This window comes from Tritonibacter mobilis F1926 (assembly GCF_000376545.2).
Classification (GTDB): Bacteria; Pseudomonadota; Alphaproteobacteria; order Rhodobacterales; family Rhodobacteraceae; genus Epibacterium; species Epibacterium mobile.
The window spans coordinates 327,088-352,046 of record NZ_CP015231.1; the positions used below are offsets into that span (position 1 = coordinate 327,088).

Here is a 24,959-nt window from a genome sequence, read left to right on the forward strand (position 1 = left end):
AACGATTGGCGAATAATTTATCCCCTCTTGTGCAAAATCCCGTGAAATCTGGCAAGTTTTTTCGCCACTTCAGGAGTATGATTGCACGACCAGCCATCCCTTTGAACGATAGCCACCAAGGAGCCCCCATGACCGAGCTGTCCCATGCGTTTCAGACTTACCAGCTGGAGGACCGCTACGCCCGCACCGAAGGCCGCGTGTTTCTGACCGGAACACAAGCCCTCGCCCGGATCATGTTGGACCAATCCCGCCGCGACCGCGCCGCGGGGCTGAATACGGCGGGCTTTGTCTCCGGCTATCGCGGCTCCCCCCTTGGCGGTGTCGATCTGGAATTCTGGCGCGCCCGCGACCGGATGAGCGAGGCTGGCATCACCTTCATGCCCGCTGTCAACGAGGACCTCGGCGCAACGGCCGTTCTGGGCGCGCAACAGGCCATTCTTGATCCCGACTGCGCGGTCGAGGGCGTGTTTTCCATGTGGTACGGCAAGGGCCCCGGCGTGGACCGCTCCGGCGATGCGCTGAAACACGGCAATGCTTATGGCTCTTCGCCTAAAGGCGGCGTTCTGGTGGTGGCGGGCGATGACCACGGCTGTGTCTCCTCCTCCATGCCGCATCAGTCGGATGTGGCCTTCATGTCGTGGTTCATGCCGGTGCTGAACCCCGCCGATGTGGGTGAATACCTGTCCTTTGGCGAATACGGCATCGCGCTGTCGCGCTATTCCGGCACATGGGTGGGGTTCAAGGCGGTCTCGGAAACCGTGGAAAGTGGCCGCTCGGTCGAGCTGCCCAAAGACCGAACCTTCACCCTGCCCGATCTGCCCGACTACCCCGGCGGGCTGCATATCCGCGCCTCCGACCTGCCCAGCCCCGAGATCGAAACCCGCATTCGCGCCAAACTCCAAGCGGTGCGCGCCTTTGCCGAAGCCAACCCGATCGACCGCCGCATCTACGATCTGCCCGAGGCCCGCTTTGGCATCGTCACCACCGGCAAGGGGCATCTCGACCTGATGGAGGCGCTGCGGCTGCTGGATCTGGACGAGGACGCCTGCCGCCGCTTGGGCATCGATATCTACAAAGTCGGCATGGTCTGGCCGCTGGCCCGCGCTGAGGCGCTGCGTTTTGTGAACGGCAAGGAAGAAGTGCTGGTCATCGAGGAAAAACGCGGCATCATCGAGAGCCAGTTCAAGGAGTATTTCTACGACTGGCCCGGCGACAAGCCCAAGAAAATGGTCGGCAAATACCACGCCGCAGGCGAACCGCTGATCCCATGGGTGGGCGAGTTGAGCCCCTTGATGCTGGTGCCGGTGGTGGCCGAACGTCTTGACCGTTTCTTCCCGGAACTGAACCTGCGCGACAAGGCGCGCGCCCTGACTGAGCAGCCGCCCAACCTTTTGAACATCCCTGGCGCAACCCGCACGCCCTATTTCTGTTCCGGCTGCCCGCATAACACCTCCACCAAAGTACCCGAAGGCTCCACCGCCAACTCCGGGATCGGCTGTCACGTCATGGCCTCATGGATGGGGCGCGACACCGCGGGCTATGCGCAGATGGGCGGCGAAGGCGTGCCGCATCTGGTCGCGTCCAAGTACAACGGCGGCAAACATGTGTTCCAGAACCTTGGCGAAGGCACATGGTATCATTCCGGCTCGCTCGCCATCCGTCAGGCGGTGGCAGCGGGGGCCAATATCACCTTCAAGGTGCTCTATAACGATGCGGTGGCCATGACCGGCGGGCAGCCGGTGGACGGCCCGGTCTCGGTCGCAGGCATCGCGCAGTCCGGGCGTGCCGAAGGCGTAGAGCGCATCGCGCTGATCTCGGATGATATCGGGAAATTCACCCGCAGCGACTTCCCGGCGGGCACGTCTTTTCATGATCGCGCCGACCTTGATCTGGTCCAGCGCGAACTGCGCGAGATCAAGGGCGTCACCCTCCTGATCTACGAGCAAACCTGCGCCACCGAGAAACGTCGCCGCCGCAAACGCGGCAAGATGGAAGACCCCAAGCGCTTTGCCTATATCAACGATCTGGTCTGCGAAGGCTGCGGCGATTGCTCTGTCGAGAGCAACTGCCTGAGCGTCGAACCTAAGGAGACCCCGTTTGGGCGCAAGCGCAAGATCAACCTCTCCAGCTGCAACAAGGATTTCTCCTGCCTCAATGGCTTCTGCCCCAGCTTCGTGACGGTTGAGGGCGCGACGCGGCGCAAGAAGGAACTGCGCGATCTGGACGCCCAGCAGCTCACCGCCGATCTGCCCGCACCCGACCTGCCTGCGCTGGGGAAACCCTTTGACCTCTTGGTCACGGGCGTTGGCGGCACCGGTGTGGTCACGGTGGGCGCGCTCATCACCATGGCCGCCCATCTGGAGGGCAAAGGCGCATCGGTGCTTGATTTCACAGGCTTTGCGCAGAAATTCGGCACCGTCCTCAGCTACATCCGTCTCGCCAAATCCCCGGATGAAGTCCATCAGGTGCGCACCGATCTGAGCGCGGCGGACGCGGTGATCGCCTGTGACGCAGTGGTCTCTTCCGCGCCCAAGGCTTCTGCGCATTACCGTGAGGGCAGCCGGGTGGCGCTGAACCTTGCCGAAATGCCCACCGGCGACATCGTTCTGCGCCGCGACGCCACACTCGACATCCCCGCCCGCGCCCGCGCGGTTGCCTCGGTGGTCGGCACCGAGAACATCACGGCCCTCAATGCAAACGCAATTGCCGAAACACTTCTGGGCGATGCGGTCCTGGCCAATGTCATCATGCTGGGGTTCTCATGGCAGCAAGGTCTGGTGCCCGTCAGCCTCACCGCATTGCAACAGGCCATTGTGCTGAACGGCGTCGCGATCGAGAAAAACCAGCTCGCCTTCGCCATTGGCCGCGCCATGGCCGCCGCACCGGACCGCCTGAAATCCCACTACAGCGAGGACACGCCAGAGGAAGAAACGTTGGAGCAGCTCATCGACCGCCGCGCCGCGTTCCTGACCTCCTACCAAAACGCGGCCTACGCCAAGTCCTACACGGATCGTCTGCAGCGCCTGCACACAGCATTGCCCGCAGACCAAGCCGACGCGCTCACGGACACCGCAGCCCGCAGCCTCTTTAAACTCATGGCCTATAAGGACGAATTCGAAGTGGCCCGCCTGATGAGCGCGGACAGTTTCAAGGCCGAACTCGACCGCGAATTCGACGGCGACTTCGCCCTCAAATACCACATGGCCCCGCCGCTCTTGAACTTCAAAACCGATGCCCGGGGCCGCCCAGTCAAACGCGCACTTGGGGCTTGGATGACACCGGTGCTGTCCTTGCTGGCCAAAGGCAAGACCTTCCGTCAGTCCCCACTCAACCCCTTCGCCTACCACGCCGAGGCCCGCATGCACCGCGAACTCAGGGAGTGGTTCCAGAACATGATCGATGACATCATCGCCTATCCCACGCTGGTTTCGACCGAAACGCTCGAACAGATCCTGAAAGCTCCGATGGAGATCCGTGGCTATGGCCCGGTGCGCGAAGAGGCCGCCATAAAGACCAAAGCCAAGGTCGAAATGCTTCGCAAGCACTGACCTCCTTCATCTTTTGACAAGTACCTCCGCCGGAGGCATCGGCCCTGCTCCCCCATGGGGGCAGGGCTCAAGCCTGTCGCGCGTCAGCGCGCCCGTCTGGCTGACATCACTACTGCGACAGGTCGCGCCAGAAGGCGCGGCTATACTCCGCAAACTCCTGCAGCTCGGCCTCTGTTGGTGCCTGACCGGTAAAGACCTTCAGATACTCCGGTGTCATCGCCAGCCGGTAGTCATGGCTCTCTTCCGGTTCCGCCATATCATAGCCAAGCTGCATATAATAAAGCACTTTTGCCCGCGTCAGAGCCTCGCGCTCCCCGCAGCCGTAACGCCCAAACATTGACGTCAACGCCGTCACACGGGCCAGATCTCCCGCCCGCATACGTGCCAGCACCGCATCAGACCGGCGCGCCCAATCCCGCACTGCAAAATCAAGCGCGGTGTTGAACAGATCCGGGTTTGCGATGCAGCGAAACACATTCAAAACCGCGCCAGTCACCCGCTCTGCCGGCGCCTCTGCCTGACGGATCAGGCCCGCGGTATTGGTCTCTTCCCAGCGGGTCAGCAGGGCGTCCAGCAGGTCCTGACGGGACTTGAAATACCAATAAAACGACGAACGCGAGACCCCCATCGCCTCCGCCAAGGCCAGCACCTTCACCCGTTCTTCCCCGTCGCGGATCAAGACATCCAGCCCGATATTAAGCCAATCCTCACGGGTGACTTTGATATTGCCGATCAAAGGCGCGGCTTCGGGGTCATCGCGATGGAGCAGGGGTTTGGGGGGCATCAAGATCTCAGTTCAGGATTTAGGCTCCGTCACAGTGCCCCGCCCTGCATATCAGTGCAAGCCACCCCGGGCATGGCGCACCGGATCACCACGTTTGAGTGCGGCTCGGCCGCGTGGCATCAGATTTCTGCCCCCAAGCTGGAACCGCATCCGCGATTGTCGCGTTGGTGTTGCATCACCCCCCTAAGAGCGCCCCAAGAGCCGGGCTACAACGACTGGACGCTGTCCAAAGGGGCACAAATCCCGAAACTCCACGGCACTCGGGGTAAATGGCATTTGACTACAAGGGCCTGCACGCGCGAAGGTAAGGGCCAAAAATCAGGGAGAACTCTCATTTCCAAACCTGCGCGGCGGCTACGCGGCTGGGGCGTCTGACATGCGCCCCCTCCTGTCAGTCGAAGATCTCAGCATTGGGTTCGGACGCGATGCACCCGTAGTGCAGAACGTGAATTTTGCCGTGAACCCCGGCGAAACGCTGGCACTTGTCGGCGAAAGCGGCTCTGGCAAGACCATCAGCTGCCGCGCTGTGCTGCGCATTCTGCCGCGGGCCGCGCGGTTGCACTCGGGACGCATGATCCTGAGTGGGCAGGAAGGCGACATCGACCTTGCCCGGATCAGCGAGCGTCAGATGCGCCGCGACGTGCGCGGCAACCGCATCGCCATGATTTTTCAGGAACCGATGCGCTCGCTTTCGCCGCTGCATCGCATTGGCAATCAGGTGGTCGAGGTCATCCACCTGCATAGAAATACCTCAGAAGCAGACGCCAAACGCGAGGTGCTGGAGTGTTTCGAACGTGTGGGCTTTGCCGACCCGGAACGGACATGGCGGTCTTATCCGTTTGAACTCTCGGGCGGGATGCGTCAGCGCGCGATGATTGCCATGGCCATGGTGGCCAAACCCGATCTGCTGATCGCCGATGAACCCACAACCGCGCTGGATGTGACCACACAGGCGCAGGTTCTTGGGTTGATGAAGGACCTACAGCAGGAAACCGGCATGGCGATGATCCTTGTCACCCATGACCTCGGCGTGGTGGCCAATATGGCCGAGCAGGTGGTGGTGATGCACAAGGGCCGGGTCATGGAGGCAGGCCCTGCAGAGCCGATCCTGCGCGCACCCGCGCACCCCTACACCAAAGATCTGTTCAACGCCGCCCCCAAGATCCCGGAGGCGATCTGCCCACTGCGCGACGCGCAGGAGGACTTGATCCTGGAGCTGCGTAACGTCTCCAAAACCTTCACCATGCGCTCTGGCAAAAACTGGTCCAAACCCGCGTTGGTCCGGGCCTGCGAGGACGTCGATCTCAGCCTGCCGCGTGGCAAAACGCTGGCCATCGTTGGCGAAAGCGGCTCTGGCAAGACCACCGCAGCCCGCATCGCTTTGGGGGCGGAAACCGTGGATGCCGGTGGCGAGGTGCTATTTCGCCCGACCACGGGTGCCGCGCCACTTCAGGTGCACGCCATGGACCGCGACGCACGGCGCGCGTTCCAGCGTCAGGCGCAGATGGTGTTCCAAGACCCCTACTCTTCGCTCAGTCCACGCCAGCGCATCTTGGATACTCTGGCCGAACCGCTCGAAATTCACCGCATCGGCAACCGGGCCGAGCACAAATCCCGTGCCGCCGAGATGCTGCGTCTGGTGGGTCTTCCGGTGGATATGCTCAGCCGCTATCCACACGCGTTTTCAGGCGGCCAGCGTCAGCGCCTGTCGATTGCCCGCGCGCTGATGCTCGATCCGGCGCTTTTGGTCTGTGACGAGCCGACCTCGGCGCTGGATGTTTCGGTGCAGGAGCAAATTCTGACCCTCCTCGAAGAGATCCGCGACGCCCGCCAGCTCTCATATCTCTTTATCAGCCACGACCTTGCGGTGGTGGCGCGTATCGCGGATGAGGTCGCGGTGATGCGACGGGGCCTGATTGTCGAACAAGGCCCGCCCGAAGTGCTGTTTCATGATCCCAAACACCCCTACACCAAGGCGTTGATCGCCGCTCAACCGGTCCCGGATGTGGATCGGCCTATCAATCTCAAACTTGTGGCACAGGGCGCAGGCGCGCCCGAAAGCTGGCCGGAGGCCTTCCGCTTTGCGGGACAGGACGCCCCGCCATTGGTGCCACTGGACCCCGGACATAAGGTACGCTGTCATGTCTAACCCCCGCCTTCTGCTTTCTATCACCTCCGCGCTGGCCTTGGCTTTACTGCCGCTTGCGGCCCTCGCACAGCCGTCGGTGCAGGAAAGCGCCTTTTGGAGCCAAGAGGTCAGCGCTGGCGATCTGCCCCCCGCCGCAGATCGCATCCCCGCAGAGCCGTTGGTGGTGAATGTCGCCGCCAAGGGACGTACTCCCGGCCTGCAGGGCGGCACGCTCAACACGATGGTCACGCGCTCCAAGGACATCCGCCAGATGGTGGTCTACGGCTATGCCCGGCTTGTGGGCTATAACGAGACATATGATCTGGTGCCCGACATCCTTGAGAGCTTTGAAAACGAGGGCGATCGCAAGCTCACGCTGAACCTGCGCGAAGGGCACAAATGGTCCTCTGGCGACCCGTTCACCTCTGCCGATTTTGAATATTGGTGGAAACACATCGCCAATAACGAAGAGCTAAATCCCACCGGCCCACCGGATTTTGTCCGCGTCGAGGGGGAGCTGCCAGCGGTCACATTCCCAGACGCAACCACAGTGGTGTTTGAGTGGAGCAAGCCCAATCCGAGCTTTCTTCAGGTGCTGGCGCAGGCGGTGCCGCCCTTCATCTACCGCCCGTCTGCCTATCTCAAACAATTCCACAAGGATTTTGCCGACCCGGACTCCTTGCAGGATGAAATCGACTATGCCCGCGTCAAAAGCTGGGCCGCGCTGCATAATAAGCGCGATAACATGGATAAATTCGACAACCCCGACTTGCCGACGTTGCAACCATGGATCAATGCCACCGCAGGCAAGAAGATCCGCCATCAGTTCGTGCGCAATCCGTATTATCACCGCATAGATGAGAACGGCGTGCAGCTCCCTTACATCGACACGGTCGAAATGGAGATCGTCTCGGGCGGGCTGGTCGCGGCGAAATCGAACGCGGGTGAAGCCGATCTACAAGCGCGTGGGCTTGATTTCCGCGACATCCCAATCCTGCGCAAGGGCGAGGCAAACGGCAATTACCGCACGGAGCTTTGGTCGTCGGGCACCGCATCGCAGATCGCGATTTACCCCAATCTCAATTCCGCTGATGATGTCTGGCGCGAAACCCTGCGTGACGTGCGTGTGCGCCGCGCCCTGTCGGTTGCGATCAACCGCGCTGCGATCAACAAATCGCTTTATTTTAAGCTCGCCAAACCCGGCGCGATGACCGTTCTGGAGCAAAGCCCCTTCTTTGATCAAGCCTTGCGTGATGCCTGGGCGCAGTATGATCCCGATCTGGCCAATACGCTCTTGGATGAGGCAGGTTTTACTGAACGCGATGGCTACGGCATCCGCCGCCTGCCCGATGGCCGCCCCATGGAGCTGGTGGTCGAAACCGCAGGAGAGCGGCAAGAGATTGAAAACGCGTTGCAAATCATCACCGACGACTGGCGCGATGTGGGAGTAAAACTGGTGATGCGCCCGCTTGACCGGGACATTCTGCGCAATCGCGTGTTCTCTGGCACCACCATGGCATCGGTCTGGTACGGCTGGGACAATGGCCTGCCGCAAAGCTACACCTCTCCCGCCTATCTTGCGCCAACAGATCAAGTCTTTCTGTCGTGGCCCAAATGGGGGCAGTTTTATCAGACCAGCGGCGCGGTGGGCGAAGCACCAGATATACCAGCAGCACAACGCCTGATGGAGTTGTTGGACAATTGGAATAACGCCCCCGACGCCAACAAACGCGCCGAAGCATGGCACGAGATGCTTCAAATCCACGCCGACAACGTTTTTGCCATCGGTCTGGTGGCCGGGGCACCGCAGCCGGTGGTGGTCTCCAACCGTCTGCGCAACGTACCCAAAACAGCCATCTGGGCCTGGGAGCCCGGCGCACATTTCGGCGTGCACCGCATGGATGAATTCTACTTTGAGGACGGCGAAGGCTGATGGAAATTCTGCGCTACGCGGTCTATCGCTTTGGCACCATGCTGCTGACACTGCTTCTGGTGTCGGTGTTGATCTTCTGGATCATCAACCTGCCACCGGGGGATTTTCTCTCCAATCAGATCGCAGAGCTGCGCGCCACCGGTCAGGAAGCAGGCGTCGCCAAGGCCGAATTCCTGCGCAAGGAATATGCACTCGACCGATCGCTGACAGAGCAATATCTGATCTGGATGGGGTTTTGGCCCGGGCCACACGGGTTTTCCGGCATGCTGCAGGGCAATTTCGGCTGGTCGTTTGAATTTGATCGCCCGGTGTCGGAAATCGTTGGGGAAAGCCTCTGGCTCACGGTACTGGTGAACCTCGCAGCCGTTCTGTTTGTTTATATGGTCGCGCTGCCCTTGGGCGTTCTGGCCGCCGCCAAGTCGCGCACCATGATCGACTACACCGCTGCTTTTATTGGCTATCTGGGCCTTGCCACACCGAATTTCCTGCTCGCGCTGATCCTGTTTTATTACGGGCACCAATACCTGAACCTGCCCATCGGGGGCCTGATGGCACCCGAATTTGAAGGCGAGCCAATGACTTGGGAGAAGGTCAAATCCATCCTGATCCACCTGATCGTGCCGACCTTTGTGATCGGCACCTCCGGGGCTTCTGCGATGATGCAGCGGTTGCGGGCAAACATGCTGGATGAGCTAGGCAAGCCCTATGTGGAAACCGCCGTGGCCAAGGGCATGCGTCCCTCAAAGATGCTTGCGAAATATCCGCTGCGAGTGGCGTTTAATCCCTTTGTGGCCGACATTGGCAACCTGCTCCCCGCCATGGTCTCAGGCTCGGTGCTGGTCTCCGTGGTGCTGGGGCTGCAAACCATCGGCCCGGTCTTGCTGCAGGCGCTTAAATCGCAGGACATGTTCCTGTCGGGGTTCGTTTTGATGTTCGTGGCGCTCTTGACCCTCATCGGCACCATGATTTCCGACGTGCTGCTGGTTCTGCTTGATCCGCGCATCCGCTATGAGGGGCGTGAGACATGAGCCAGAAGTCCCCCGATGGGCGGTATGTCGATGATGCGCCCTATGATCCGCAGACCTCGATCCGCGAATTGGAGCGCAAGGATCTGGACGCGCCCAACTGGGTGTTGATCTGGCGCAAGTTCAAGACCCATCGTCTGGGCCTGATCTCCGGCATCTTCCTGCTGTTTTGCTATGTGATGCTGCCCTTTGTCGGCTTCATCGCCCCCTATGGGCCGAATGAACGCGACGCCGAACATCTTTACTCGCCACCGCAATCGGTAAATCTGTTCCATGAGGGCGAATTTATCGGCCCTTTCATCTATCCGCTGACGTCTGAAGCCGATCTTGAGACCTTTCAGTGGGTGGTAAAGCCCGACTACGACAACCCGCAAAAGATCCGGTTTTTCTGCGAGGGAGAACCCTATCGGCTGGCGGGGGTGATCGAAGCCGACACCCGCCTGTTCTGCGCCCCCGAGGGCGCGACGCTGTTCCTCTGGGGGTCGGATCGTTTGGGGCGCGATATTTTCAGCCGTATCCTGTTTGGCGCGCAGCTGTCGCTGACTGTGGGCCTGATCGGGATCACGGTATCTTTTGTGCTGGGGATCTTTTTTGGCTCTGTCGCGGGCTATTTCGGCGGTAAGATTGACTGGGTCATCAACCGCGCCATTGAGATCCTGCGCAGCCTGCCAGAGCTGCCCTTGTGGCTGGCGCTCTCGGCGGCGGTGCCTTCGACCTGGTCGCCGGTGGCGGTGTTTTTCATCATCTCAATCATCCTCGGCATTCTTGATTGGCCGGGGCTTGCGCGTTCTGTCAGGGCCAAATTCCTCAGCTTGCGCGAGGAGGAATACGTCCGCGCGGCTGAAATGATGGGAGCCTCCTCTGGCCGCGTCATCAGAAAACACCTGTTGCCCAACTTCATGAGCCACCTCATCGCCTCGGCCACATTGTCGATCCCGGCGATGATCTTGGGCGAAACCGCGCTCTCGTTCCTCGGCCTTGGTCTGCGCGCACCTGCGGTCAGTTGGGGCGTGATGCTCAATGATGCCCAAAACCTCGCCAATATCGAGATCTACCCTTGGACTGCGATCCCGATGCTGCCCATCATCGTCGTGGTGCTTGCGTTCAATTTCCTCGGCGATGGGCTGCGCGACAGTCTGGATCCCTATCAGCAATGAGCCTCGTAACCACCCTGCCCGCGACTGGCATCTATCGCGTGACCAGCGAAGGCCATCGCCCCAGCCTTTATGCGGTGTCGGAGCTCGCCAATGCCTCGGTTGCTGCTGTGGGTCTGGCGATGGCGGATCTCATAAAGGCACTCGGGTTGGCCCCGCATGCGCCCGAGGTCACCGTGGATCAGCGTCTGGCGTCCTTATGGTTTGGCTATTCTTTCCGTCCCGAAGGGTGGGAGATGCCATCGCTGTGGGACCCGATTGCAGGCGACTACCCTTGCGCGGATGGCTGGATACGGCTGCACACCAATCTGCCACATCACCGCGCTGCAGCGCTCTCTGTGCTGGGCTGCGCTGAGGCGCGTGACGCCGTGGCGGCAGCGGTGCTGAACTGGCAGGGCGACGCTTTGGAATCTGCGGTGGTCGGCGCGGGTGGCGTTGCAGCCGCCATGCGCGGCCGCTCAGATTGGCTCGACCATCTGCAAGGAGCGGCAGTGGCGCAAGAACCACTGATCGACTGGATCAAACCTCGCCGGGTTGTGCTGCGGGATCGCCCGAAGGCATGTCTGTCCCGCCCCCTTCAGGGGATGCGGGTGCTCGATCTGACGCGCGTGTTGGCCGGTCCGGTCAGCACCCGCACGCTGGCCGGGTTCGGCGCCGATGTGCTCAGGGTCGACCCGCCGGAGTGGGACGAGCCGGGCGTGTTGCAGGATATCTCGCTGGGCAAACGGATGGCCTCGCTGAACCTGCGAACAACATCAGGCCGTGACCGCCTCAGAGATCTGATGTCGGAGGCGGATGTATTAGTCCATGGATATCGTCCGGGGGCATTGGACGCGCTGGGGCTGGATCTGGCCACGCGCGATGCCATCGCCCCCAACCGCGTTGAGGTCACACTCAACGCCTATGGCTGGACCGGTCCTTGGGCCGATCGGCGCGGGTTTGACAGCCTTGTACAGATGAGTTCCGGGATTGCCGAGGCCGGGTGGCGATGGGCACAGGCTGAAAAGCCAACCCCCTTGCCGGTTCAGGCCTTGGATCACGCCACCGGTTACATGATGGCGGCCGCAGTTCTCTCCGGACTGGCCACGGCAGCGCGAGGCGAAAGTGTCGGTGTTGCGCGCCTGTCGCTTGCACGGATGGCGGAGGAATTGACCGGCTTGCCAAAAACACTTCCTGGGCCTGAGATTACAGGGGCCACAGGCGAAGACTACGCCAGCCACGAGGACAGCGGTTGGGGACCCGCATTGAGACTACGGCCGCCGCTCTCGCTTCATGGCTGTCAGATGTGCTGGAGCCTGCCATCCAATCCAAGCGGTCGTCATCCGGCGCAGTGGCCTGAGGCGCATTTCTGACCTCATTTCCCACGCCCTCTGTCTCAGAATAGTCGTATGCGACACCCGACAGGTATGATTTCGCTTCGGGCTTTGCCCGAAGCGACCCGCGCGGCGCGGACCCTCTGGGTCCGCGCCGCGCCAGGCCCAACTCCAAAGGAGGCGCAGGGCACCTGCGGCTCACTGCGGAGGCGGGAGTGCCCCCGGTCCGGCTCCCCTGTCAGCGATCGTCTCCAGTACCGCCGTCATTGGCATCCATCAGATCATCCTCAATCGCCGCATGCGCCGCCCCCAAGGCCGCATCGCGCTTGGCTGGCGTGACCTTTTCACCGTTGTCGGCAACAACCCGCACCGTAACCTCGCGGTGCGCAAACTTGATACCTTCGCGTTCAAACAGATCGCGAATCTCCTGAAACACCTTCTTGCGCACCAGCCATTGATCACCGGGTTTGGTCATGAATTTCACGCGGATGATCATCGCAGAATCCTGCATCTCGATCACACCTTGCGATTTCAATGGCTGGATGAAGTTATGCCCGATCACCGGATCGTTCAGCAGCTCCTGACCCAGTTTCTTGATCAGCTTGCGAACCTTTTCAACATCCGTGTCATAGGTCACCCGCAATGGCAGTTTCATAATCACCCAATCGCGCGAGTAGTTGGTCAGCACCTGAATTTCACCAAAGGGGATCGTATGCAGCGCACCAAGGTGATGGCGCAACTGGAATGAGCGCACGGAGATCTTCTCTACCGTTCCTTTCACACTGCCAATGTCGATATATTCCCCGCGCCGGAACGCATCATCAATCAAGAAGAACGCGCCCGAGAAGATATCACGCACCAGCGTCTGAGACCCGAACCCCACCGCAAGACCGACAACACCCGCCCCAGCAAACAGCGGGCTGACGTTGATGCCGATTTCCATCAGCACGATGAGAACGATGGTGACAACGACCACCGCCAGAATAGCCCCTCGAAACAGCGGCAACAAAGTGGCGAGACGGCTGGCACTGCTGCCGCCGCCCTCGTCGCCCAACTCCCCATCCGGCTGGTCCTGCGTCTCTTCCTCAATTTTGCTGTCGATCCAGATCCGCGCGATGTGAAAGACCAGATAGCCGATGAACAGGATCACCAGCACATCAATCGTCCGGTCCAGCCGGGGCGCATCCTGAAGCGCAAACTCCGGGTCCCAGACATAGATCAGCGACACAGCCCCGCCGAGAAAGGCAAGGATACCTGCCGCGCGCCGGGCCAGATCCTTGAACGTCGCGATGGGGTGCGGTGCACGCCCCGGCGCCGGGGCATCGTCCAACAGTACCTCCGCCCCCTCATCTTCTGCGCTGTCAGAGCTTGGCACATCAGAGATCACCCTGCGACGGGTCGCGAATTGCTCAATCACATAGTTGATCAAGCCGTAGACCACCAAAATCGAGGTCAACACCGCAAACAGACCCATGTTCGGCGGCACCGGGCTTGGGTTTTCCAAGACCAGATCAAAGGTCAGCGCAAGCCAGCCAAAGACAATGTAAAGGATCACCATCGGCGCCCAGACCCATGACAGCAACCGATTGGGCCAGGCCACCGCCTGCGCCTCTCCGTTGCCTCGGATCGCACCAGAAATTGCCCCTGCGTTAAACAGCACCAACAAGATTGCCAGCAATGACGACGCCAGCATCAGGATCGAATAGGTCAATGCGTAGATATTGTAATTCAGGCCAAAATCCTGAACCCAGGTCGAGACCATCACCGCCGCGAAATCAAAGGTCGCAAGCCCCGACAGCCAGAAATAGAGCCGCCGTGCGGCTCGGTCATCCAGCGACGGAATACGGTATTGGCTGAGATAGGGCGACAATACCATGCGCCAAAGATCGGAGATGGTCCGCGCCACAAAAAAGGTCAGATAGACCGCAAGCGAGGTGAACTCGACCGACACATCGCCAGAGGTTCCAAATACCAACAGCGTCACCACCAAGGCAAATATCATCGCAAAAAGCGTCGCCCCGACACCTGCGAAAAAGCGGATGAACAAAAAGGGCATCTTGCCCGCGTAGCCTTCGGGTTGCTCTTCAATACGGCTCACCACATAGCGTTTGATCAGTCGCTTGCCGTAGATCTCTGTCGAAAGCCAACGCCCGATCAGCAGCAGTATCGTGGTAATCACCACCACACGCACATAAGTCATGATGCGCCCATCCGGGCTGGTGGCGCGCAAAATATAGGCCATCTCATTATACGAACTGGGCAGCGCTTTGAGCCGCTCGTTCAGCTTGGCGCGAAAATCACGCACCTCGCTTTGGGCTTTCATCATGGTGGATGCGCCGCCCATGACGCCGGGTTCCTTGACCATTTCGGCTTCGGCCTGCGCCACGACCTCTGCACCACTCAGCGCCCGACCGCTGCTGTCGACAATCACCACACCGACACCAGCCTCTGCGGCTTGGCGAATGGCCGAGGCCAGATCCTGCTGTGCTGCTGCCTGCGGTGTTTCCGCAGCCTGCGCCTTGAGGGCAGCACCGCTTAGAAGACACAACGTGGCAGCAACCAGACACAGGCATAAGGCATTTATAAGTCTTGGCATGGCATCGCTTCCTCTCCCTCGGGCGCATTATTTTCCAGCTTAGCCGCAAACGGGCCACGATTGTCGATTTTGCGCCTCCGATTACGCTCGGATTCCATAGGTTTGATTGCACGATGGGCCGACGCAAGCTATATCACGGATGTTTCAGAGCTTGGGTTGTTGTCATGGCGTGTTCACACGGCCATATGAAGCCCCGGTAACAGGCATGAGAAATCCGGCCGCGCCGCTGGTTCAAAGAGGCGCGTTCAAAGGACGTTGGGGCGGAATATGGCCAAGACGCATCGCGCCACTCAATCGAGGCGCTGCACATCCCCCCCGATGCGGCACCACGCCGTCTCTCGCCATGCGCGATTATCACATTGCCTGCGCCCCTCTTTGACCATCCGCCCGACCATCAGTTGCAAGCGAGCCCCCGCATGAGCGCCAGCACCACCCCCCGTTTAGGCCCCTCGGACCGCGGCCCGCGTATCCTGTTTTACAGCCACGACACTTTTGGCCTTGGCCATCTGCGCCGCTCGCGCGCTCTGGCGGCGGCGATCACCTCCGCCGATCCAAAGGCCTCTGCGATGATCCTGACCGGCTCTCCGGTGGCGGGGCGGTTTGCCTTTCCCAACCGGGTGGACCACATGCGCCTGCCCGGCGTCATCAAACGTGCCGATGGCTCTTATGCCAGCCGCACCATGGGCATGAATATCGAAGAAACCACTGAGTTGCGCGCCGGGCTTATCCGCTCCACCGCCGAACAATTCGCGCCCGATATTCTGGTGGTTGATAAAGAACCCACCGGTTTTCGCGGCGAGTTGATCCCGACACTGGACCTGTTGCAGGATCGCGGTCAGGCGCGATTGGTTCTGGGGCTGCGCGATGTGCTGGACGAACCCGAAGTGCTGCGCGCCGAGTGGGACCGCAAATCCGCTCTGCAGGCCACCGAAAAATACTACGATGAAATCTGGATTTACGGGCTGCATGATGTCTACGATCCGACCGCCGGCTTATCACTGAGCAAAGAGGCGCAGGCACGGATGCATTGGACCGGCTACCTGCGCCGCGACCTTGGCGAGGTGGGAGAGCCACCCGAGCAGCCCTATGTGCTGATTACCCCCGGCGGCGGTGGCGATGGCGCCATGATGGTGGATCTGGCAATCTCGGCTTATGAACGCGACCCCACCCTCGCACCCCGCGCGGTTCTGGTCTACGGTCCGTTCCTGTCGGGAGAGACCCGCGCCGCGTTTGAGGATCGCGTCGCAGCACTGGATGGTCGTGTCACCGCTGTCGGCTTTGAAAGCCAGATCGAGACTCTGTTTGCCGGTGCGCAGGGGGTGATCTGCATGGGCGGTTACAACACCTTCTGCGAGGTTCTGTCCTTTGACAAACCCGCCGTGATCGTGCCCCGCACCACCCCCCGTCTGGAGCAATGGATTCGCGCCAGCCGCGCCGAGGAACTGGGCCTTGTCACCATGCTCGATGAAACCCGCGATGGCTGGACGCCGGATGCGATGATCGGCGCAATCCGCGCGCTGGAGCGTCAGCCCAACCCGTCCAAAGCAATCTCTGACGGGCTGCTTGATGGGCTTGATTATGTCACCACACGGGTGGATGCCTTGTTGCACCAACTCCCGCGCGAGGCCGCCGAATGACCGCTGAACGCCCGGCGCTCGCCGTATTGGTCAAAGGCTGGCCACGCCTGTCTGAGACCTTCATCGCGCAGGAACTCGTCGCCCTTGAGGATGCAGGCCAGCCATTTGAGATCTGGTCGCTGCGCCACCCCACCGACAAGAAAACCCACCCGCTGCATGATCGCTTGCAGGCCCCGGTGCATTATCTGCCGGAGTATCTCTATGACGACCCGGCCCGCGTGGCCAAATCGCGCGCCATGGCGCAAGCCCTGCCCGGCTATGCCGCCGCCTATCGCATCTGGCGCGCGGATCTGCGCCGTGACCCCAGCCACAATCGCATTCGCCGGTTTGGTCAGGCTTGTGTGCTGGCGGCGGAACTGCCGCCTGAGGTGCGCGGGCTCTATGCGCATTTCCTGCACACGCCCTCATCGGTGGCGCGCTACGCCGCCATCATGCGCGGCCTGCCATGGAGCTTTTCCGCCCACGCCAAGGACATCTGGACCTCGCCCGAATGGGAATTGCGCGAAAAGCTTTCATCACAGACCCATGGCGCGGCCTTTGGCGCGACCTGCACGGGCTTTGGCGCGAAACACCTGCAAGATCTCTCGGCTGGCACACCGGTAGACCTGATCTATCACGGCCTTGACCTGACGCGGTTTCCTGCCCCGCCCGACCGCGCGTTGCGCGCGCCTGACGCCCCCTTTCACATGATGTCGGTAGGGCGTCTGGTCGAGAAAAAGGGCTTTGACCGGCTGATCGCCGCGCTGGCGCTGCTGCCTGCGGACCTGGACTGGCACTGGACCCATATTGGCGGTGGCGGGTTGGGCGATCTGCTGCAAGGCATGGCCGAGGACGCAGGGATTGCAGCGCGCATCACATGGCGCGGTGCCTGTGACCAGCCGGAGGTGATCGCCGCCATGCGCGCTGCCGACCTCTTTGTGTTGCCCTCGCGTGTGGCCGAGGATGGCGATCGCGACGGGCTGCCCAATGTTCTGATGGAGGCAGCATCGCAGGGCCTGCCGATCCTGTCGACGCCCGTGTCGGCGATCCCGGAATTCATCCAAAGCGGCACCCATGGTCTCCTAAGTGATGACGCGCCCGCAGCGCTTGCCGATGCGATGCTGCGCCTCGCGCATGCCCCAGACGAGGCCCGCCGCATGGCCGACGCCGCGCTCAACCGCCTGCGTCGTGATTTTGGCATGGCCCCGGGCATCCAGCAGCTGAACACCCGCCTGAACACCATGCTCAAGGCCCCTGCATGACCGCGCCCCGCATCGCCTATTATGCGCCGATGAAGGCCCCGACCCATCCGACGCCCTCCGGCGACCGGGCCATGGCACAAAGCCTGATGGGCCTGTTGGAAAGGGGCGGTGCGGAGGTCATTCTCGCGTCCGAGCTGCGCCTGCATGACAAACTCGGCGACCGCGACCACCAGCAGATCCTGCAACAGCGCGCTGCGGATGAGGTGGGCCGCCTGATAGAAGAGCTGCCCGAGGTCGACGCCTGGGTGACCTATCACAACTATTACAAAGCCCCCGACCTGATCGGCCCCGCCGTGGCTGCCGCCCGCGACATTCCTTATGTGCAGATCGAGAGCACCCGCGCCAGCAAACGCCTGACGGGCCCGTGGTCGGAATTTGCGCAAGCCGCACATGCGGCAGCCGATCAGGCGGCGGTGATTTTCTACCTCACCGAACAGGACCGCGAGACACTCGAGCGTGATCGTGCGGGCAACCAGCAACTGGTGCACTTGCGCCCCTTCCTGCCGCAGGATGCCCTCCCCGCGCCCAGCACGGGTGATGGCCCAATGCTTGCTGCCGGTATGATGCGACGGGGTGACAAGCTGGCCTCCTATGCGCTCATCGCCGAGACGCTGCGCCATCTGGAGAGCACAGAGCGCGCGGTCGACTGGCAGCTTTTGATTGCGGGCGACGGTCCCGCGCGCGCCGAAGTGGAATCGCTTTTTGCACGCTTTGGAGCACGCGTGCGCTTTCTCGGGGAGCTTGATGCCGCAGCCATGGCGGAGGCCTATCGCGCAGCACAGCTGTTCCTTTGGCCCGGCGTCAATGAGGCCTTCGGCATGGTTTACCTGGAAGCGCAATCCCACGGGCTGCCGGTGGTGGCGCAAGACCGCCCCGGCCTGCGCGATGTGTTATTGCCCACAATGCCCGGTGCCTATACTGCGCCCGACGCCGGGGCCTCCGCACTGGCGGGTCGCGTTCTGCGCCTTCTCGACAGTGCGTCTGAGCGCGACGACCTCGGGCGGCGGGCGCGCGAACATATCGCCACGCACCACCTGCGACCCGCCGCCGCAGACACCCTTTGGGCTGCGCTGGGGCCACTGATAAAGGAACGGGGCATATGATCCGTCTTGCCCTGCTGCGTCACGGCCATACCGCATGGAACCGTGCGGGCCGCATTCAGGGGCGCAGCGACATCCCGCTTGATGAGACCGCACGCGCAGACCTCGCCGCGCAGTCTCTCCCCGAGGGTTGGAACGACGCGGATCTCTGGTCCAGCCCCCTCACACGCGCCTCTGAAACCGCCGCGCTTGTGGCCGGGCGCGCCCCCCAGACCACAGCTGCGCTCATCGAGATGAACTGGGGCGCATGGGAAGGCCAGCACGGGGTGGACCTGCGTGCAGATCCCGCGTCCGGCTTTCGCGACATCGAACACTGGGGCTGGGATTATCGCCCCCCCGGCGGTGAAAGCCCGCTTGAGGTCTGGAACCGCATCAATCCGTGGATCAAGAGCCTCGCGCGCGACACCATCGCGGTCTGTCATATCGGGATCATGCGTATGATCCTTGCCCGCGCCTATGGCTGGGATTTCGACGGCCCTGCTCCGTTTCAGGTCAAACGCAATCGGCTCTTTGTGGTGGAGGTTTCTGGCGACAAGCTCACGCCCTGGCCCGATCCCATTCGACTTGAGCGACGCCCATCATGAAGGTTCTGATTGCCGTCACTCACCTTTTGGGCACCGGGCATCTGTCACGCGCCCTGACACTGGGGCGCGCATTTGCGTCCGAAAATCATCAGGTTACGGTGGTTTCTGGTGGTTTTCCGGCACCGCAACTCTCTGCGCAGAGTCTGCAGTTTGAGCAGCTACCTCCCCTGCGCTCTGATGGCGTGGAGTTCTCGCGCCTGCTTGGCGCGGATGGCACGGTTGCGGATGAGGCCTATCACGCGCGCAGGCGGCAACAGATGCTGGCGCTGGTGCAGGATCAGCAGCCGGATGTGCTGATCACCGAGCTCTATCCGTTTGGCCGTCGTTCCCTCCGGGGTGAGTTTCGCGCCCTCTTGGAGGCGGCGCACGCTCTGCCCCGCCGTCCGCTGGTGCTGTCGTCAATCCGCGACATCCTCGCACCGCCCTCCAAGCCCAAGAAGGCCGAAGACGCCGATGCAATGATCGCCACCTATTACGATGGCGTGCTCGTTCACTCGGACCCCAAGGCCACGACGCTGGACGTCAGTTGGCCGGTCTCAGAGATGCTGGCGTTACGGCTGCAGTATACAGGCTATGTCGCACCACCTGCTGCTGCACCGCACCCCGAGGGCCTCGGCAAAGGGGAAATCCTCGTCAGTGCAGGCGGTGGCAGCGTCGGGGATGCGCTTTACGCTTGCGCGATCGAGGCCGCCAAACTGATGCCCGATCACCGCTGGCGCATTCTGGTTGGCGGCGCGGATGCACGCGCGCGCATCGCTGATCTTGAGGATGCAGGCTCGCCCGCGATCCTGGAACCTGCCCGCCCGGATTTTCGCGCCATGCTGCCCCACGTGGCGGCCTCTGTCAGCATGTGTGGCTACAACACCGCGCTTGATCTGCTACAATCCGGCACACCCGCCGTTCTGGTGCCGTTTGATGCGGGCAAAGAGGTGGAACAATCCCTGCGCGCCCAGAGCCTTGCACCCCTCGCGGGCATTGAGGTGGAGGGGGCAGCAACCCTCACCCCGGCTCGTCTGTGCGCCGCACTCTCCCGTGCCATGCACGATACGCAACGCGGCCTTGACGGCTTTGAATTTGACGGGGCGCAGCGGAGCGTGGAGATTGCCGCAACGCTGCTGAGGCGGCAGCGCGCTTGAGCGCAACGGGGGGACGGACATGACACAAGGCTGGGACGCGCTGGACGCGGAGTTGGCGCATTGGGCCACGGAGGGCCTGCGGCTGCCGCTCTGGTGGCGGGATGATGATGCGATTGCGCCCACGGAGGCGCTGGCCCGGCTGGAAGCACTGGCGACGCGGCTCGACCTGCCGGTGCATCTGGCGGTGATCCCCGAAACTGCGCAGCAGGAACTGGCACAGGCGGTTGCGCAATCCAGCCACCTGATCCCGGTGGTGCATGGCTGGGCGCATAAAAACCACGCCAGCGCCGACAAGAAGAAATGCGAATTTCCCAGCACCCGCCCGGTGGATGAGGCGCTCAATGCGGCGGAGCAGGGGATGGATCGCCTGAAACATCTGTTTGGCCCGGCGTTGCAGCCGATGTTTGTGCCCCCTTGGAACCGGATTTCTCCAGCCATGCTGCCCTGGCTTGCGGGTCTGGGCTTTGCTGCGGTCTCCACCTATGGGCCACGCAAGCGCGTTCAGGCCGCGCCGGGTCTGGTGCAGATCAACACCCATATCGATCCCATCGACTGGAAACATGGACGGGGTCTGGTGCCCGAGGAGCACCTCCTGACTCGGTTGGTCGACACGCTCATAGCGCGCCGCACCGGTCAGCAAGATAACGCAGAGCCACTTGGCCTGCTGACACATCATCTTGTGCACAGTGCCGAGGTGTGGGAATTCTGCGAAACACTGCTGCGCCGACTGCTGGATGGCCCGGCACACCCTTGGCGTTTCAATGAAAGGATTGGCTGAGATGAGCCGACTGGACAGCATGCTGCGCCGCCTCACTGCGCAACGCGATGGGCTAAACTGGGCCGCGCAACAGATCTCGGGCGTTGCGGGGGATGTGCTTGATCTGGGATTGGGCAACGGGCGCACCTATGACCATCTGCGCGAGGTCATGCCGGAGCGGCGGGTCTGGGTCATTGATCGCGTCCTGCAATGCCACCCTTCTTGTGTGCCCCCGAAAGAAAACTTCCTGCAAGGCGAGGCAGAACCGATGCTGGCGCGACTTGCAGACGGCGGACACCGGCTGGCGCTTGCACATTACGATCTGGGGTTTGGCGTCAAGGAACAGGATGTTGCCGAAGCCGCAAAACTCTCGCCCGCGATTTTGCAGGTTATGGCAGCGGGAGGGCTGATCATTTCGGGCCAGCCACTGGTTGGGTTTGAGGAAATCGACGGCCCCGAAGGCATCCCCGAAGGCCGTTACATGTTCTACCGCGCCGGGTAGGCCGCGATCTCTTACCCCAGCGGAGAGCCTTGCGGCTCTCAGGTTTTGCGCTTTGCTTTGCAAATCGCGGTGGGGCGGTGGCCGCGCCTGCGGCGCGGCCACCGCCCGGCCCAACGCTTTTGGGGGAGGCTTTGCCTCACTCATAAAGGGGCGGGAGGTCCCCCTCCCTGCAACACAGAGAATAGATCAGCACTCCTGTCATATTGTTTCGCATGCGAAACAACAGGTCACAGAGACTGATACTTTATGTGGGCGTTGCGCATGCAACGTACGCTGACATCTGGGGATGCGCTGGCTTGCACCAGATGTGAACGGACTCACCGGCTCTTTAAACTACTGAAACATAACGCGCACCCACGTAAGGCGCGCGTGTTATCGCTTCCCAACGCCTTCCCCGTCAGGCGACACGCGCACCGCGCGCATAAACCGCCCGTGGCATCGGAACCCCTTCGCCAACACGGAACCGGATGAGGTCTGCGCGTTTGCCAACCTCCAGCACGCCGCGATCCGTCAAGCCAACCGCAGCAGCAGGCGCCGCTGTCACCGTCGCCATACCCCGCGCCAGATCGCCCCAGATGTCACCGAGTTTGACCGCCGCCTGCAACAGTGCCGCCGGGATGTAATCTGACGAGACGATGTCCAGCAGTTCCAGATCCGCAAGCTCGCGCGCCGCGACATTGCCGGAATGCGACCCGCCGCGAATGAGGTTCGGCGCACCCATCATCACCTTGATGCCATGCTCGTGACAGGCCCGAGCCGCCTCGACCGTGGTGGGAAACTCGGCCAGTCGGATGCCGTGACCTGCGGAGGTGGCAACCTGCTCGGCGGTGGTGTCATCGTGGCTTGCGAGCACCGCCCCAAACCGCGCCGCCTCAGACACCGTGGCCGCTTCATGCATATCGCCATATTGCACGCGCAGGTCTTTCAGCTCGGCCACATGGTTGATGAACTCCTCATCGGACATGCCGCGTTTGGATTTCACATATTGTTCGAGCTTGGAGATGTCGCGGAACTGACGCTGACCCGGCGTGTGGTCCATCAGGCTGACCAGCCCGACACGGTCCTCGGCGGTGAACTCCGACAGCTCCTCGGCCAGTGTTTCCGAACAGACCTCGGCGCGCAGGTGCAGGAAGTGGCTGATCTTCAGCATGTCCTTGGCGCGCAACTCCAACATCTCGGTGGCAAGCTGGCGGGCATATTTCAGGTAGCGCCCCTTGCCGCGCGGGATCGAGCCCACGCGCATCGCATCAAACACCGTGGTGATCCCGGTGGAGGCCAGTTCCGCGTCATGGGCCACCAGCGCTGCCGCGTGGGGCCAGTCCACGCCGGGGCGCGGTTCGATGTGGCGTTCAAGATTGTCCGTGTGCAACTCCACCAGACCGGGGCTGAGGAAATCGCCCTCAAGATCCACCGCACCGGCAGGAACAGCGGCACCCTCGGAGATGTCGGCAATCACGCCTTGGCTGATTTTCAAGCTACCTGTGCGGGTTTCACCTGCAAGGATCAGCGTGGCATTGGCAAGGATCAACTCTTGTGTCATCTGAAGTTCACATCTTTCGGGATAGGGAAGGCCCACGTCTTAGGAGGCCAATGTGACATTTACGCGATATGCGATTTATTATGCGCCCCCCGCCGCGGCGGCGTGGAGCAAATGGGCAACCGGCTGGCTCGGTTGGGATATGGAGGCGGGCTGTGCGACCGCGCTCCCCGACGCCGGGGCGTTGGATGTGGCGGCGATCACGGCAACGCCGCGCAAATACGGGCTGCATGCGACCATGAAGCCGCCAATGCGGCTGGCGACAGGCACCAGTGAGGACGCCCTGCGCGCGGCGTGCGCGGCACTGGCCGCCACCCGCGCCCCCGTCAGACTGGATGGTTTGCAGGTGGAACGTCTGGGCCGGTTCTTGGCACTGCGCCCGCTTGGGGATGTGACCGCGCTGAATGCGCTGGCTGCGGCTTGCGTGACCGAGCTTGACACCTTTCGCGCGCCCGCACCCGATGCGGAGATCGAGAAACGCCGGGCGGCGGGTCTGAGCGCTGAGCAGGACAGAAATCTCATCCAGTGGGGCTATCCTTATGTGCTGGATCAGTTCCGCTTTCACGTCACCCTCACCGGCAAGCTGCCCAAGGGCGATCTGCCCGCGGTCGAGGATTACCTCGCGACCGAGCTGGCACCGCTGTTGCCACAGCCCTTTGAGATCAACGATCTGGCGCTGATGGGCGAGGCCGAGGATGGGCGTTTTCACCTGATCCAACGCTACCCCCTCTTGGCCTGAATGATCGACTGAGCCTGAACGATAGCGGCGCAAAGATCGCCGCTGTTGTCCACCTCATAGACCTGTTTCAGCCCGTCGGGCAGCGCGAGGCTGGCGCGTGCAAGGCGGCGTTTGACCTCATCGGCATCCTCGCGCCCCCGGCCTGCCAGCCGCTCTGCCAGAACCTCTGGCCGGGCGGTGACGGAGATCACGCGGAAGTCGTCAAACACCTCCTGCGCTTGCAAAAGCACCGCGCGTGACAGGTTCACCAACACACCGGACGCACCGATGCGCAGTTTCTCGATGTCGCGCGGCACGCCGTAGCGCAGCCCATGGGCATTCCAATGGAGCGCAAAGACATCCGCCTCGACCAGGGCAGCGAACTCCGCCTCGCTGACGGGTTGATAATCCTCCCCCCCGGCCTCTGGCGCGCGGGTGATGACGCGGCGCATGCTGCGCAGGCGCGGATCGGCCACGGCAAGACCGCTCATCAGACTGTCCTTGCCGACGCCCGAGGGGCCGACAACGGCAATCACCGGCCCTTTTGCGGGGTTTATGTCGGCAGGCGCGCTCATGCGGCGGCCTTGGGCGCAAAGGCCGAGACATCAATGAAATGGTCGCAGACCTGTTCACGGGCGGATTCGTCGTGGAAAATGCCGATGATGGCCGCGCCGCGATCCTTGGCGGTCTCAATGAGGTTCAGCACGGTTGCGCGGTTCTGCGCATCAAGGCTGGCGGTCGGCTCATCAAGCAGCATCGCCGGATAGTCATAGGCAAAGCCGCGCGCAATATTGACCCGCTGCTGTTCGCCACCAGAAAAGGTTGTGGGGCTCAGGGTCCAGAGCCGCTCGGGAATGTTGAGCTGCGCCAGAAGCGACGCCGCGCGGTCGCGGGCTTTTTCCACCGGGGTTCCCACCGACAACAGCGGCTCTGCCACCACATCCAGCGTCGAGACCCGTGGCACCACCCGCAGGAACTGGCTGACATAGCCCAGTGTCTTGCGGCGCAGTTCCAGAATTTCGCGTGGCTCGGCATTGGCGACATCCAGCCCGCCAATCATGATATGGCCGGAGGCGGCAAGGTAATTGCCGTAAATCAGCCGCATCAGGGTCGATTTGCCGGCGCCCGAGGCACCGATCAGCCCGACACATTCGCCGGGGTTCACCGAAAGGGTTGCCCCTTCCATCACCGGGATCAGGGCGCTGCCCTGATTGTGCAGCGTGAAGGTCTTGGAGACATTTTGAATGTCGATCATAGGAGAGTAAG

Annotated in this window: 19 protein-coding genes; 14 read left to right on the top strand and 5 right to left on the bottom strand. The window is 62.0% G+C overall.

The window, feature by feature from the left end; genetic code table 11:
- The first annotated feature begins 128 nt into the window (after positions 1–128).
- The gene (locus K529_RS17035; protein WP_046002714.1) at positions 129–3,548 is read left to right on the top strand and encodes an indolepyruvate ferredoxin oxidoreductase family protein; all 3,420 of its coding nucleotides are present in this window, start codon (positions 129–131) and stop codon (positions 3,546–3,548) included.
- A 109-nt stretch (positions 3,549–3,657) separates the two neighbouring features.
- On the opposite strand, the gene K529_RS17040 is transcribed toward K529_RS17035, so the two are convergent.
- Positions 3,658–4,332: a TetR/AcrR family transcriptional regulator gene (locus K529_RS17040; RefSeq protein ID WP_005640578.1), complete on the bottom strand. Its 675-nt coding sequence runs from the start codon at positions 4,330–4,332 to the stop codon at positions 3,658–3,660.
- 376 nt (positions 4,333–4,708) lie between these two features.
- Between K529_RS17040 and K529_RS17045 the strand changes: the two genes are divergently transcribed.
- From K529_RS17045 to K529_RS17065, 5 genes are read left to right on the top strand one after another with little or no spacing between them, the layout of a single operon-like run.
- Positions 4,709–6,481: an ABC transporter ATP-binding protein gene (locus K529_RS17045; RefSeq protein WP_005640575.1), complete on the top strand. Its 1,773-nt coding sequence runs from the start codon at positions 4,709–4,711 to the stop codon at positions 6,479–6,481.
- Positions 6,474–8,393, top strand: a complete 1,920-nt coding sequence (locus K529_RS17050; RefSeq protein WP_005640572.1) for an ABC transporter substrate-binding protein — start codon at positions 6,474–6,476, stop codon at positions 8,391–8,393. The genes K529_RS17045 and K529_RS17050 overlap by 8 nt, the downstream gene beginning before the upstream one ends.
- Positions 8,393–9,421 (top strand): ABC transporter permease, encoded by a 1,029-nt coding sequence (locus K529_RS17055; RefSeq protein WP_005640569.1) that lies wholly within the window; start codon positions 8,393–8,395, stop codon positions 9,419–9,421. The genes K529_RS17050 and K529_RS17055 overlap by 1 nt, the downstream gene beginning before the upstream one ends.
- Positions 9,418–10,575, top strand: a complete 1,158-nt coding sequence (locus K529_RS17060) for an ABC transporter permease (protein WP_005640567.1) — start codon at positions 9,418–9,420, stop codon at positions 10,573–10,575. Before K529_RS17055 ends, K529_RS17060 begins: the two co-directional genes overlap by 4 nt.
- Positions 10,572–11,924: a CoA transferase gene (locus tag K529_RS17065; RefSeq protein ID WP_046002713.1), complete on the top strand. Its 1,353-nt coding sequence runs from the start codon at positions 10,572–10,574 to the stop codon at positions 11,922–11,924. The genes K529_RS17060 and K529_RS17065 overlap by 4 nt, the downstream gene beginning before the upstream one ends.
- Positions 11,925–12,123: 199 nt before the next feature.
- Here K529_RS17065 and K529_RS17070 read toward each other — a convergent pair whose 3' ends face one another.
- Complete coding sequence (locus K529_RS17070; protein WP_005625964.1) at positions 12,124–14,481, bottom strand: mechanosensitive ion channel family protein; 2,358 nt, start codon at positions 14,479–14,481, stop codon at positions 12,124–12,126.
- A gap of 416 nt (positions 14,482–14,897) precedes the next feature.
- On the opposite strand from K529_RS17070, the gene K529_RS17075 reads away from it, so the two are divergent.
- The 7 genes from K529_RS17075 to K529_RS17105 are packed head-to-tail and all read left to right on the top strand — an operon-like array spanning position 14,898 to position 21,438.
- Positions 14,898–16,118, top strand: a complete 1,221-nt coding sequence (locus tag K529_RS17075) for a glycosyltransferase family protein (protein ID WP_005625966.1) — start codon at positions 14,898–14,900, stop codon at positions 16,116–16,118.
- Complete coding sequence (locus K529_RS17080; RefSeq protein ID WP_046002712.1) at positions 16,115–17,359, top strand: glycosyltransferase family 4 protein; 1,245 nt, start codon at positions 16,115–16,117, stop codon at positions 17,357–17,359. Before K529_RS17075 ends, K529_RS17080 begins: the two co-directional genes overlap by 4 nt.
- The gene (locus K529_RS17085; protein ID WP_046002711.1) at positions 17,356–18,462 is read left to right on the top strand and encodes a glycosyltransferase family 4 protein; all 1,107 of its coding nucleotides are present in this window, start codon (positions 17,356–17,358) and stop codon (positions 18,460–18,462) included. The genes K529_RS17080 and K529_RS17085 overlap by 4 nt, the downstream gene beginning before the upstream one ends.
- Positions 18,459–19,043 (top strand): histidine phosphatase family protein, encoded by a 585-nt coding sequence (locus tag K529_RS17090; RefSeq protein ID WP_046002710.1) that lies wholly within the window; start codon positions 18,459–18,461, stop codon positions 19,041–19,043. Before K529_RS17085 ends, K529_RS17090 begins: the two co-directional genes overlap by 4 nt.
- Positions 19,040–20,179, top strand: coding sequence for a glycosyltransferase family protein (locus K529_RS17095; protein WP_046002709.1), 1,140 nt, complete (start codon positions 19,040–19,042; stop codon positions 20,177–20,179). Before K529_RS17090 ends, K529_RS17095 begins: the two co-directional genes overlap by 4 nt.
- A 19-nt stretch (positions 20,180–20,198) precedes the next feature.
- Positions 20,199–20,957 (top strand): polysaccharide deacetylase family protein, encoded by a 759-nt coding sequence (locus K529_RS17100; protein WP_046002708.1) that lies wholly within the window; start codon positions 20,199–20,201, stop codon positions 20,955–20,957.
- Position 20,958: 1 nt separating this feature from the next.
- Positions 20,959–21,438, top strand: a complete 480-nt coding sequence (locus tag K529_RS17105) for a class I SAM-dependent methyltransferase (RefSeq protein WP_005681150.1) — start codon at positions 20,959–20,961, stop codon at positions 21,436–21,438.
- A 397-nt stretch (positions 21,439–21,835) separates the two neighbouring features.
- On the opposite strand, the gene K529_RS17110 is transcribed toward K529_RS17105, so the two are convergent.
- The gene (locus K529_RS17110) at positions 21,836–22,978 is read right to left on the bottom strand and encodes an alpha-D-ribose 1-methylphosphonate 5-triphosphate diphosphatase (protein WP_046002707.1); all 1,143 of its coding nucleotides are present in this window, start codon (positions 22,976–22,978) and stop codon (positions 21,836–21,838) included.
- A 52-nt stretch (positions 22,979–23,030) separates the two neighbouring features.
- On the opposite strand from K529_RS17110, the gene K529_RS17115 reads away from it, so the two are divergent.
- A complete protein-coding gene (locus K529_RS17115; RefSeq protein WP_046002706.1) occupies positions 23,031–23,714 on the top strand; it encodes a DUF1045 domain-containing protein in 684 nt (227 codons plus the stop codon).
- Here K529_RS17115 and phnN read toward each other — a convergent pair.
- Together phnN and phnL are read right to left on the bottom strand one after the other, a co-directional pair.
- On the bottom strand, positions 23,696–24,268 hold the full coding sequence (gene phnN, locus K529_RS17120) for a phosphonate metabolism protein/1,5-bisphosphokinase (PRPP-forming) PhnN (RefSeq protein ID WP_046002705.1): 573 nt from the start codon (positions 24,266–24,268) through the stop codon (positions 23,696–23,698). The two genes, K529_RS17115 and phnN, sit on opposite strands and share 19 nt — an antisense overlap.
- Entirely contained in the window at positions 24,265–24,948 is a 684-nt protein-coding gene (gene phnL / locus K529_RS17125) for a phosphonate C-P lyase system protein PhnL (protein WP_005669178.1), read from the bottom strand. The genes phnN and phnL overlap by 4 nt, the downstream gene beginning before the upstream one ends.
- Positions 24,949–24,959: the final 11 nt, after the last annotated feature.